This is a genomic window from Candidatus Zixiibacteriota bacterium (assembly GCA_021159005.1).
In the GTDB taxonomy this organism is placed as follows: Bacteria; Zixibacteria; MSB-5A5; order UBA10806; family 4484-95; genus JAGGSN01.
The window spans coordinates 1-13015 of the sequence record JAGGSN010000015.1; the positions used below are offsets into that span (position 1 = coordinate 1).

10 protein-coding genes and 1 tRNA gene are annotated in these 13015 nt (G+C 39.6%); 8 read left to right on the forward strand and 3 right to left on the reverse strand.

Going from position 1 to position 13015, the window contains the following annotated elements; genetic code table 11:
• Window positions 1-213: 213 nt before the first annotated feature.
• Window positions 214-1110, forward strand: a complete 897-nt coding sequence (locus J7K40_01150) for a DUF58 domain-containing protein (protein MCD6161006.1) — start codon at window positions 214-216, stop codon at window positions 1108-1110.
• A 634-nt stretch (window positions 1111-1744) separates the two neighbouring features.
• Window positions 1745-2653 carry a DMT family transporter gene (locus J7K40_01155; protein MCD6161007.1) on the forward strand — a complete coding sequence of 303 codons (909 nt, stop codon included), beginning with the start codon at window positions 1745-1747 and terminating at the stop codon, window positions 2651-2653.
• Between the two features lie 191 nt (window positions 2654-2844).
• Here the strand turns inward: J7K40_01155 and J7K40_01160 are convergent, their stop codons facing one another.
• From J7K40_01160 to J7K40_01170, 3 genes are all read right to left on the reverse strand, one after another.
• Complete coding sequence (locus tag J7K40_01160; protein MCD6161008.1) at window positions 2845-4317, reverse strand: SLC13/DASS family transporter; 1473 nt, start codon at window positions 4315-4317, stop codon at window positions 2845-2847.
• A 65-nt stretch (window positions 4318-4382) separates the two neighbouring features.
• Window positions 4383-4940 carry a CBS domain-containing protein gene (locus J7K40_01165; protein ID MCD6161009.1) on the reverse strand — a complete coding sequence of 186 codons (558 nt, stop codon included), beginning with the start codon at window positions 4938-4940 and terminating at the stop codon, window positions 4383-4385.
• 593 nt (window positions 4941-5533) lie between these two features.
• A complete protein-coding gene (locus tag J7K40_01170) occupies window positions 5534-6964 on the reverse strand; it encodes a T9SS type A sorting domain-containing protein (GenBank protein ID MCD6161010.1) in 1431 nt (476 codons plus the stop codon).
• A 1419-nt stretch (window positions 6965-8383) separates the two neighbouring features.
• Between J7K40_01170 and J7K40_01175 the strand changes: the two genes are divergently transcribed.
• The 6 genes from J7K40_01175 to J7K40_01200 all read left to right on the forward strand — a co-directional run bounded on the left by J7K40_01175 (window position 8384) and on the right by J7K40_01200 (window position 12919).
• Window positions 8384-9382, forward strand: a complete 999-nt coding sequence (locus tag J7K40_01175) for a flippase-like domain-containing protein (GenBank protein MCD6161011.1) — start codon at window positions 8384-8386, stop codon at window positions 9380-9382.
• Entirely contained in the window at window positions 9379-10119 is a 741-nt protein-coding gene (locus tag J7K40_01180) for a polyprenol monophosphomannose synthase (protein MCD6161012.1), read from the forward strand. Before J7K40_01175 ends, J7K40_01180 begins: the two co-directional genes overlap by 4 nt.
• Window positions 10120-10196: 77 nt before the next feature.
• The gene (locus J7K40_01185) at window positions 10197-10883 is read left to right on the forward strand and encodes a hypothetical protein (protein MCD6161013.1); all 687 of its coding nucleotides are present in this window, start codon (window positions 10197-10199) and stop codon (window positions 10881-10883) included.
• A 189-nt stretch (window positions 10884-11072) separates the two neighbouring features.
• On the forward strand, window positions 11073-12464 hold the full coding sequence (gene asnS / locus J7K40_01190; GenBank protein ID MCD6161014.1) for an asparagine--tRNA ligase: 1392 nt from the start codon (window positions 11073-11075) through the stop codon (window positions 12462-12464).
• A 58-nt stretch (window positions 12465-12522) separates the two neighbouring features.
• Window positions 12523-12596: transfer RNA gene (locus J7K40_01195), tRNA-Val, on the forward strand.
• 86 nt (window positions 12597-12682) lie between these two features.
• Complete coding sequence (locus J7K40_01200; GenBank protein ID MCD6161015.1) at window positions 12683-12919, forward strand: hypothetical protein; 237 nt, start codon at window positions 12683-12685, stop codon at window positions 12917-12919.
• Window positions 12920-13015: the final 96 nt, after the last annotated feature.

Below are 13015 nucleotides of genomic sequence, written 5' to 3' on the forward strand. Positions count from 1 at the left end.
ATCATTCATGCACCAGCAAGTTGGCATAAGCAAAGTAAGCGTTAAACCCGACATTTATGAGTATTGCACTTAACCCACCCCGCAGTAGCGGGGATGGGGCACCCGGCTCAACTGTTTTTTGTAACATAGTTACTACTCGAAATCGTTATAAAGTTTCCCCAATTTCTCTATTTTTTTATAACCATCATCTGTTTTTTTATGTATAATATCAATATGCCAAACGATTACCGCAAATATCTCGACCCCGCCATAGTAAGCAAGCTTGCCGGAATGGAACTCAAAGCCCGTTTAGTGGTCGAGGGGTTTATCGTGGGGCTTCACAAAAGCCCCTATCACGGTTTTTCTGTCGAGTTTGCCGAACACCGTCAGTATATGCCCGGCGATGAGGTCAAGCATATCGATTGGAAAGTTTACGGCAAATCCGACCGCTTTTATATCAAGCAATTCGAGGAGGAAACTAATCTCAAGGGATATATCCTTTTGGATGCCTCCGCCTCGATGGGCTATAAATCCGGCGATATAAGCAAGCTCGAGTATGGCTCATATCTGGCGGCGGCGTTGTCATACCTGATGCTCCGTCAGCAGGATGCCCCCGGCCTTCTGGTTTATGATAAGAAAATCAGGTCATATATTCCGCCTAAAGGCGCCTCGTCGCATATCAATAATATATTAAAAGAGCTGAGCAGAATCGAACCCTCGGAAAAAACCGATGCGGCAATGGCTTTCCATGAGTTAGCCGACCGCACTAAACGCCGCGGTCTGATAATTGTCATCTCCGACTTATTCGATGACCCGGAAAAAATGCTCATGGGCCTAAAACATTTCCGTCACCGTCATCATGAGGTTATTGTGTTCCAGATACTTGATCCGTATGAAAGGCAGTTTAAATATAAGGCGGAAGCGCGGTTTAAGGATATGGAGACGGGGCAGCTGCTTCTGACTAACCCTCATCAGATAAGGCAGGAATATATCGAACGGTTGGAGAAATTTATCGAGTATTTCTCCCGTTCATGCCGCGATTCGCTAATAGATTACCATCTGCTGGATACCTCGGTGCCGTTTGATAAGGCATTGTTCGGATACCTTGCGAAAAGGGCAAAGCTGGGGTAAAGCTTGGTCACATGTTCATATTTTAGGACAGCAACATAAGCATGTCATAGAACATATTTTCTTTTTGCAATCTTATCTGATTAACTACAAATAGATTATAAGAAATTCCGAAATTTAGGCAGTCTGTTTTGACTGGTTTTTACTCTTTTTCAAAATCACAAAATGCTAAAGGATATTTGAACTTATAATATTTGGGAATATTTTGAGCCTGCGATTGTATATAGATTAGCACGTCCGGTTGGCCGCCGGATAATGTATTTTCAATTTCTATGAATTTGAAAAGGAACAGGTCGATGAAGTTGTCTCAATCAACTAAAAATATGCCCCTAAGATTTCATTGCGAGCAGAGAGGCGAAAAAGCCCACCTGCAACTACCTCAAAATCGCTTCTTCCGCGTAGAGTGGACTCGCAATGAATTCATAAATATATTCTTGGTCTATTATCCTTACAATAAAATAATAATTTCAGGCCATCAGATTTTATAAATAGCTGTAAATAAGGCCGCAGGCTAATCTGAGTTCTGAAATAAATGGGGAAATCCTGTAGAAATTCTCCCTTGAATAAAACATTCATATCTATTAACTTCTATTTAAAACATTGGCGTATATCTTTTGCGCCAACTGTAAAAATTAAATTGAACCTTTTACAGGAGGTGCAAATACCCTACTTGGGCGAAACCCTTTCTCTTCTTACTGCCATAGTATGGGCTTTTGCAGTTATATTATTTAAAAAAAGCGGTGAAACCGTTCATCCGATTGCTTTAAATTCATTTAAAAACCTTTTAGCCGTAGTTCTTTTTATCCCGACTTTATATATTTTTGGTGGAACGTACTTAGGTAAAGCGCCGGTTAATGATATTTTATTATTGCTATTAAGCGGCGCGCTGGGTATCGGCATAGCCGACACATTGTTTTTCAAATGTTTAAATAAGCTGGGCGCAGGCATGACCGCTATTATAGATTGCTTTTATAGTCCGTTTATAATTGTCCTTTCCATAATCTTTTTAGGCGAGAGTTTGACAGCGATTCAAGTTTTTGGCGTTGTGTTAATTATCTCAGCGGTTCTGACCGCAACGCATCCTAAAGGCAGGGGCGATATCAACCGCAATGATTTATTATGGGGAATTATTTGGGGAATATTATCTATAGCATCAAACGCCATTGGGCTTGTGATGATTAAACCGATTCTGGAATATTCGCCGCTTCTCTGGGCTGTCGAGGTTCGCTTGATAGGAGGCGTTATTATACTAATGCTGGTTTTATTATTTCATCCGCTGAGACGGAAGATAATTTTATCGCTATATTCTTCAAAAAGCTGGCGTTATACGATATCAAGTTCGTTTTTTGGTACCTATCTGGCGATGCTGTTGTGGCTGGCGGGCATGAAGTTTACTCAAGCTTCGATTGCCGCGGCTTTGAATCAGACCAGTAATATTTTCATATTCATTTTTGCCGCTTTTATTTTGAAAGAAAAAATCAATCTTCAACGAACGATTGCTATCATTGTGGCAGTTATTGGTGTGTTTATTGTAACATTTGCTTGATTAACCCTGATTTTGACCACAAATTTTGTAGTCGAACTACAAATAAATTATAAATTTATACGGAATTCCTCTGGTTGCCAAGCACGGACGTGCCTTGGGGCGAGGACGTACACCAGCCTCAACACTCTCCATCCAATGACACATTTACACCCCTTAAACTAAGCGGCTTGCGATTGATAGCTGTCGATAGCTTATATCGTTGTCGGCATACCCATCAAAGGCCATATAAACCAGACAAAAAATGCTAATACAATCATAAGCATAATGCTGGCGGGAATACCCGCAACAAAGAATTCTCCGCTTGTAAATTGCCGGCTTTCATAGGCGATAGCATTAGGAGCCGCTCCCACTAAAAACAGAAAAGGCATACCGGCAGTAGTCAGTGCTGCAAATAAAACGACTTCCGGGGCAACGCCGAGGTAGGGAGCGATAACGAAAGCAACCGGCAGTGAAATAGCAATTGCGGCTACATTCATTATCAGATTGGTCATAATAAGAACGAATAGGGCAATACCAAGAACGAAAATAAACCAGTTGGCATCTTTAAAGACGGCAAGCCATTCGATAGCCAGCCAGCTTGCCGCGCCTGTTTGCCATAGGCAGAAGCCTATGCTCATAGCGCCGCCGAAAAGCAGTATGATATTCCAGGGTATTTTCTCAAGATCATCGATTTTAAGAATCTTGAGAAGAAAGAACAACATAGTTGCAGTCAATAATATTGCGCTTTTGTTTAATTGACCGAGAGCAGGGACAAACGACCGCAAGCTTAATACTATAATAGCGGAAAAAACTATCACTAAAGTAAAAATTTCAGTTCGGCTGATTTTACCCAGATTATCGCTTAGAGCTTTTGCCCTTTTATGCAAGCCCGGTATCGTTTTATGTTCCGGCTTAAAAAACACCATGAAAAATCCCCACAATAATAATACCATCACTATGCCAATTGGAGCCATATAGTAAGTTAACTCGAAAAACGATATTTCACTGCCGGTAATATCTCTAAAGAATCCGAGAGCTACAGCGCCGCGAGCAGCCCCAAGCAAAGTAATAATGCTGCCGGCGCCGGCAACAAATGCCATGCCAATAAAAAGCCCTTTGCCGAACTTCGTAGGTTTCTGGTCTTCGCTATATAGCGAGTAAATAGCCATCAACAGAGGATAAATAGCTGCCGCAACAGCTGTATGAGCCATAATCAGGGTTAATCCTGCAGTCATTAAAAAACAGCCCAAATAAATCATATTTGTTCGCTCACCAACCATCATCAGCATTTTATATGCCATTCGTTTTGTTAGTCCGGTTTTTGAGAAGGCATTTCCTATTACAATTGAGCCTATAATAAACCACACCGAGGGATCCATAAAATCGCTAAAAGCTGTTTTTGCCGGTCTGATTAAAAACAGCGCCTGAATAACGCCAACACCAATGCTTGTTACGCCAATCGGAATAACCTCAAAAACCCACCACGTTGCTGTCAATAAAAATAATCCAAGAGCGGCTTTGCCCTCATAAGTGAGGGGGAAATGCTTGCCTGATGGATCAATAGCATCCGGCCATTCGGGAGAAAAATACACTATACAGAACAAGGCAAGACCAAGGAAAATAAAAAATAGCCTTTTCCAGTCAATTTGACGTACCTTTGTAGCCAGGTCGAGTTCATGCGGCATCTCGATTGAATCGCTCGGATTAGAAGCTCCTTCGTTCTGGCTGTAAAATTTTTCCAACATAAAGCTTAATCTTCCGTAGATGATTCGGGATATTGATTTACGCCTAAATGTTTAGCCACATGATAAAAAACTCCAACGCTTCGCACTACACCTACCACTTTACCATCTTTTGTAACAGGCAGAAGGGCTAAATTTTTACTGACCATCAAGTACATAATTTTTGATATATGATCATCAACATCTACAGTTGCGGCTATGGGAATCATTACATCGCTAACGGGTCGTTGGGCAGTTTCTTTCATCTTATGATCGATTCCAGCAAATGAAATCTCTGCCAAATTGGGATCAATCTCCATATCAGGTAATATATTCTGATAATTTAATGGTTTGTTTTGCAAAAATTCAGGCTCAAGACCCCTGAAAATATCTCTTCGACGCACCAACCCTAATATTTGGTATTTTTCATCAAATACCAATAGCACTCGCGGAAGAGATTTGCGGCCGAAAACTTCCAGTGATGCTTTCTCAAATTCGATTATCGCCTGTAGAAGAGTGTAGTTATGTTGTATATGAGGATACTTCTCGATAGGAATCATTATTCCACCGGCGGTTTTTGTATCCATATTTTTTCCCTTTTTAATATTTTAATGTTATTTGGTTCGCTAATACCGACTTAGTTTTCTTGGAATTGTTTCAGCAATTTACAACCAGATTTTTCTATACCTCCGGCTAATTGAATTCACCCTGATAATTCAAATTGCGCTTAAGGTAACATTTCTTTTCTAAAAGCGCAATAAGATGTTTTTAGAAGTTTGGAAAAGTAAGGGACATGGTGTTTCTCTGTCAACCTACTAATCTTTAGGATATCCGCTGATTGCAGATATCCCGTTTGGCATCTGTTGTGAAGTTATTGCTGCATCAGCTATCCCGAAATATTCATAAAATCAATTTTTTTTACAAATCTTTTTTAATCTCATGGACAATAATATGATAGAAACAATATCGGGAATCAATTAAGAATGAAGAGTGTTTTTGCGCTGTTAAAAGCTATCTTGCCTGTTAGAAGTTGCCTTGTGTTGTCGGAAGTTGCTTCCGACAATTCTGGTAGAAGAGTCCGCCTATATTGGATTAAAATTTATGAACAATACGGACTATAAAAAAATAGCGCCGTCTTTGAAGGCAGCGCTATTCTTGAGATTCATTTCCTTACAAATTGCTATTTCAGCAAATTGAATTTCTCGGTAACTTTCTTTTGGCCATCCACTATCAGGCTGTAGAAATATATGCCGGTCGATATTTCGCTGGCATCATAGTTAGCAGTGTGAATCTGATTGTTCTGCAAATAACCCATCTCCAGTTTATCAACACTTCTGCCCAAGACATCATAAATATCTATGGTAACATTACCGCTTTCCTTAAGTGAGAAAGCAATAGTTGTCTGAGCGTTGAATGGATTGGGGTAGTTGGTCAGCATATCAATTTTGGTTGGCACAGCTTCAACTTGCTCATCAACGGAGGTTCTCAGCAGCAGATTTCTGGCCAAGTCGTAACCGTTTAAAGTAGCATCCTGATATGAGATAAGGTCGCCGTCGAAAGAATTGGCCCATAAAAATACGCAATTGTCGCCGTTAGCGGAAACACCCTGAATTGAAAGCCAGCCCTCTAATTGAGAACAGGTTTCATCAAGTTCGGCATTCCATTCGATTAATTCATAAGCACCGCCGTAATAAATGCCGGTGCTGACTCTTTCAGGCTGGATAGTATATACGGCTACGGGATTATTAATATCAGGCATAGTTGAGCCGTTATCAGGATAGAAAATTATGCTGAAGGTCATAGGATCTTCAGTGCACTCAGCCCAGCCGGAATTATAGGCTAAGTCGAGGCCGTAGAACTGGACAATGTCAATTTCATGGTCGCAAATGTAATTGTCATAGACAACATACGGGCCAAGTTCGACATCGCTGGTAGCAAAGGTCCAATCGCCATTAGGACCAACAGCTTCCTGTTCGCATTCCGGCTGGGGCGGAGGCTCGGCTTCTGAAACAGATACATTATCAATGTACCATTCATCGCAATAGTTGCCGGTATAATGGAAAGCAAAAGTAACCGCTACGCCGCGATAAGCCGCCAAATCAATGGCGGTGTTTGCCCATGAGCCAGGGGCTACGCCTTCATACAGCTGTGTCCAAGATGTGGTTGACGGGTCGCCTGTGAAGTTCTCTGTAATCAACACTTCATGCAATTCATACCAGCTTGGCCAGACATCTCTCTGGTCAAAATTAAAAGCGATATCATCGATATCAGGAACTATATAGCTGCCGTTGGAAACCAAATATGAGTTGTTGTCGCTTTCATAATCATCAAAAAATGCGCATCCGGCTGGATTTCCATCTGTGCCTATCCAGATAAAATTATCACCTGAAACTGCATAACTGGTGAACTCACCGAGGTTAGTATCGAATGTTTCTTCGCCGGTGAAATCCTGAATATCATTAACTGCCGGCTGTTCCGGGTTATTCGGATTTGCGCCTTTAACCGAATTATAAGTATTAGAAATACTCCTGTCGCTGTCGACATAACCATTATCGGCTAAAGCAATACCGCAAAGAAACATAACACTAATAATAATTGAAAAAATTCTCATTTTACTACTTCTCCTTTTACTTTATTTAATGATAAAAACTAAAAATTTCAATTTTTAGGCTGTTGCCTCCTTTCTTTGTTATGTAATATGTTAAAAATTTTATATTTAGTTAACTTTTAAAATTCCTTCTAAGTTCTTATTATTCATGCTTAAAGCTGCTTCGCTAAAAAAATCACAGCATTTAAATAAAATATTTCATTTCCAAAGTCAACAAGTATTTAAATCATGCAATATTAATGACTTCCCTGAATATTTATCTCTACAAACATACAAACATTACATGTCTTTTCCAAAATGCCGAGTCTCATTTTCATGTTTAATGTTAAATGCAAAAGGTTTGCCATGATGATATAAAAATGGAGACAACGAAAAATAGTTGTAACATATAATAATATAATGTTTTACGCTACTTGCCTTGTGATACCTCAAATAGATAACATCATTATATATGTGAAATCATTTGCAGATATATAGCAAGTTATCCCTGAATTAATAAAAAGGGCGTATTAAATTATATCAACTCACTCACCAAACGCTATACGTTTGATAGTAGTGACTAGTAAATAGTAGAGGCTTTTTTAAAAAAAATTATTAACAGTCATCGCGAGTTCGTCATAGCGGACGACGAAGCGATTCTTATAACCGTATAGATTATTTCGTAAGCTAAGGCGAACTTGTAATGACATAAATGAAAACACTACTGTCCGTTTTTTTATCCGCCTTAGGCGGATGCTATATAATCCGGCCGAAAAAACGCTTCGGGTTTATTCCTTTTGTCCGCCTTAGACGGATGCTATAATGATGTCATTCCCACACTGCCCGCTTCATTCCCAACACCGTCCGCGTCATTCCCAACACTGTCCGCGTCATTCCCAACTTGATTGGGAATCCAGAGATTGCTCATACTGACAGCTCCTGCCTGCCGACGCCCGCCTGTCTGCGGACACGGGGCACGGTATTTTTGTTATCCGCCATTGGTTTAGCAAATAGCCCCGTCCGCCGCTGGAGGATTCCCGGATTCCCCCGCCGCGGCGGGGGAATGACGCAAATGGGTAATCATCAAATTAAAATCAATTACTAAAATCTTAGCTCGAAATATTTAACAAAATAAAAGATGAAGTGCCGATGTTTATCGGAGTTGCCCAACATCCCGCTGCTCTATGGGTTATGAAATAAGCAAGTTTCGATTGTTGGGTATTATTTTAAGAATTCTATAAAAAAGGCCGGACAGTAGTGAAATGAAAATATTAATAAGAATAATATTTTTACATTTTTGCAAGAGGTTCAGTCACTATGTTAATTTTAAAGCAATCCTCTCATCATTTTTTTATTTACATTGCTATGATAATTTAATATCATGGATTCCAATTGTTTGCCGCTTATTTTTTGAAGCTGATATTCTTTGGGAGAGTTTTTCGGTTGTTAAACACAACAAGCCAACTTAAAAAGATGAATCAAACTACTGAGAACCAAAAGGTTAATATAAAGCAAAAGTTTTTTAGCTTTAATACATTGGCGGCTTTTCTCGCCGCGGTGATTATCATATACATATTTATAACCAGGTTCGATTTTACTGAATCTATTGCAATAATAGGAAACTCCGATTTCAAATATATTATTATCGGAATAATTTTCTTTTATGGATTTATCCCTCTGCGTGGTTATCGCTGGCGGGCATTTTTAAAAGAATCAAATATTTACCTGCCGACATTTGAATTGACCCGTTTATATTTTCTGTCATTTTTTGTAAATTCAATTCTTCCGGCAAGAATAGGGGATATTTACAGAGCGTATCTTCTGAAGAAAAACAGAAGCGTATCATTTCTGCAATCATTGGGTGTGCTTTTTTCCGAACGAGTATTTGATTTGGCTTCAACTGCGCTGCTTGTTCTTTTGGGCGGTGTCTTTTATCTCGATATGGTCGCCTCGCCTGAAATTCGCAATTATATTATTACCGGTCTGGTGGTAATTAGCGGAGTAGTGTTATTATTTATTATATTTTCATGGCGGTCAAAATGGCTTATTCGTTTCCTGCCGGAGAAATTTCGCGATCATTATGAAGCATTTACAAAGGGGCTATTGAAATCGCCCTCATCAATCCCGAATCTGCTTGGCCAGAGTATGGCAGTCTGGCTTTCTGAGGCGGCTCGGTTTTATTTTGTAGCATGGGCGCTTGACTGCAGAATCGATATTATGATGGCTATTTTCATATCTCAAACAGCTTTAGTATTGATGAGTTTGCCTATTACGCCGGCGGGCTTGGGCATAGTCGAGTTATTTATGTTTGCGGCGTTAACGCCGGCTGGATTTACAAAAGAACAAACGGCGGCAATTATTATCGCAGATAGGTTGATTAGTTACTGGTCAGTTATTATATTGGGAGGATTACATTATATTTTTTCGGCGAGGTATCGATGAAGAACATTTTAGTTTGTATTCCGACATACAATGAAAAAGAAAATATAAGTAAGATAATAGATACAGTTCTTAAACAGGGTGATGATATTGAAATTTTAATAATTGATGATAATTCTCCCGATGGGACAGGTGATATTGTCGAATCAATCAAATCGAAAATTAAGCGCGTTCATTTATTGCGTCGCCCCGGAAAAATGGGGCTGGGTACGGCATATATAGATGGTTTCAAATATGGGCTTTCGCAGCCTAATATAGGCTTTTTAATGGAGATGGATGCTGATTTTTCACATGATCCTGAAAATATCAAGCTATTCAGGGAGGGTATCAAGGAAGCCGATCTCGTAATTGGTTCGAGATATATTAATGGCATAAGTATTGTAAATTGGCCGATGTCGCGGCTGTTGTTATCATATTTCGCCGCTGTTTATGTTCGTTTTATAACCAGACTGCCGGTAATGGACCCAACGGGCGGTTTTAAATGCTTCCGGCGCGAGGTTCTCGAATCATTAGAGCTGGATAAAATAAAATCTAATGGTTACTGTTTCCAGGTGGAGATGAATTTTTTCGTGTGGCGAGCGGGTTTTAAAATCAAGGAAGTTCCAATCATTTTTATTGACCGGCAATCAGGAACCTCAAAAATGTCAAAAAATATCGTTTATGAAGCTGTCTGGGGGGTATGGAGATTATTTTTCAAAAAACTTTTCGGTGGAGATAAAAAAATAATAAAGCAAAAATAAATCACATAGATTCTTGCAATTTGGGAATTGAATATTTATATTGAGCAAAAGATGTAAATGGAGAAAAGGAGATAGTAATGAAAAAGCTTATGTTAGCAGCAATATTATTATTAGCAATCACGATGCCAGCCTCAGGACAGGAATTTTGGAATCTAAGGATTTCTGTTCATGGTTCATATTCAGAACCAGGCGATGCTTACTCAAGGCCAGCGGGCATTGGGGCAAGATTCTTATTAGGAAAGCCCGGTGGAAATTTCGATATGGGATTTGAGGTTGAAAAATGGTTCAGAACATACGACCGCTATGATGCTACGATGGATTCCCTTGATGGTATCCCGGATGGTATTCCAAGTGGGAAAACAACCGCGGAAAATAAGCAATCTGGTTTGGGTTTCTCGGCAATGTTTCGCTATCAATTTTTAAACCTGTCATCCAATAATTTATATACTGGTGCTGGCGGCGGTTTTTATTTTATACAATCAAAACGGGAAGAAGCTCGAGCAAACGATCAAACAGGTTTGTGGGAAGTTGTTTATGTTGACAACTACCTTGAAACTAAAGGGCATGTTTTTGGCATAGCCGGAATCGAAAGAAATCTATCCGGTCAATTTGATATTTTCCTTGAGGGCAAGTTTACATATGTTTTCGACGCTTATATCAAAAAGAATGAAGAAATCAACGGTGATACTCAAGAGATAAAAGTTGATATATGGGATGACCCTTATATGATTAGCGGACTTCTTGGTATAAGATACAATTTCTAAGAGAATTTTAATATCATTATAAAGCCGCCTTTCGGGGCGGTTTTTTTTATCCTATATTTACGTAGCAAACACAAGATTTGGGTTTGATAATGACATTATTTAAAATTTCATATTTTACGTGTCTTGCTTTTACGATGATAATATGTTATATATGTTTTCCTGATAAGACACTTTTAACATGGGTAATTTATGGATTATTTCAAAAAAACAAAAATAGCCGGCATTTTAAAACAACCGGATAAAGCAATAGATGATGTCATCGTTATGGGTTGGATACGCACCCGTCGAGATTCAGCCGATTTAACTTTTCTCGAGATTAATGATGGAAGTTGTCTATCTAATCTTCAGATAGTTATCGAAAATCCCGATAAGTTTGCTGATATGGAAAGGGCTAAGCTCGGCGCCTCAATTCGTCTTGAGGGAAAACTAACGCCTGTTCCCGAACGCAAGCACAAGATTGAATTGCATCCGCATGATATTTCTATCATTGGCGAATGTCCGTTAGAATACCCGCTTCAAAAAAAGCGTCATTCGTTTGAATTCCTTCGTGAAATCGCTCATCTGAGGCCGCGCACTAATACTTTCGGAGTGATAAGCAGATTTCGCAGTAAAATCGCTTATGCCATTCATAAGTTCTATCAAGATAGAGGGTTCTATTATGTTCACTCGCCGATTATAACTGCCTCTGATGCTGAAGGCGCTGGCGATTTGTTCAGAGTTACCTCGCTTGATTTGAAAAACCTGCCGTTAATAGATGATAGTATCGATTTCAATCAGGATTTTTTCGCATCCGAGACTTTTCTAACGGTATCCGGCCAGCTTGAGGCGGAGCTTATGGCTACTGCTATCGGGGATGTTTACACATTTGCGCCAACTTTCCGGGCGGAAAATTCGAATACATCCCGTCACTTAGCGGAATTCTGGATGATTGAACCGGAAATGGCTTTTTGTGATTTGTTTGAAAATATGCAATTGGCCAGCGAATTTTTAAAATATATTTTTAGCTATGCTCTTGAGAAATGCTCGGAGGAAATGGATTTTTTCAACAAATGGATAAATAAAGACCGAATTAAAACCCTTGAAAGCGTTATCAACACTGATTTCATACAATGCACTTATGATGAAGCTATCTCAATATTAGTTAAGACAAAAAAGAAGTTCGAGTTCCCTGTTGATTGGGGAGTTGATCTCCAATCGGAGCACGAACGCTACCTGTGCGAGAATCATTTTAAGGCGCCGGTGATGGTTTATAATTATCCCCGTAAAATCAAGGCATTTTATATGCGTGTCAACGATGATGAGAAGACTGTGGCGGCGGTGGATGTTTTAGTGCCGCAAATCGGCGAGATTATCGGCGGCAGTCAGCGTGAGGAACGTCTTGACCAGCTTAAAGACCAGGTGAAATACTTCAACATAAATGAATCGACAGTAGACTGGTATTATGATATAAGGCGTTACGGCACTGTGCCGCATGCCGGTTTCGGATTGGGATTTGCCCGTATGCTGATGTACATGTCGGGCATGAGCAACATCCGGGACGTTATCCCGTTTCCGAGAGCGCCGCGGTCGGCTAAGTTTTAGGAGCGAGATTAATTTATTTGCGTTGGAGATAGTTTCCTATATATTATAATTTATCATCGGGCGGTTAGCTCAGTTGGCTAGAGTACCTGCTTTACACGCAGGGTGTCACTGGTTCGAGTCCAGTACCGCCCATATTTATTTTCCTTGATTGTAACATATTATCTGACAGCCGATTAACATTTTCGTATAATATGGGTGAAATTGTTTATGACCATTGAGTGTCCAAAAAGATCAAGGCGATGGGGAAAGTTTACAAAAGAGGGAAAAATTATTATATCGACGTTAGGTCGAATGGAAAAAGAATCCGTCGAAAAGTAGGACCATCAAAAAAACTAGCAGCTCTTGTTCTTAAGGATGCTGAAATTCAGCTTGCTAAAAACAAATTTGATTTTGATATCATTTCACTACTGTCCGGCCTTTTCAATAGAATTCTCCAATTAATACATAATAGATGAAACTTGCTTAAGCCATAACATATAAAACAATAAGCCGCTATAATATCTTTATAAACACCTGTGTTCTGTATTTTGCTTCAATAGATATTTCCGGAT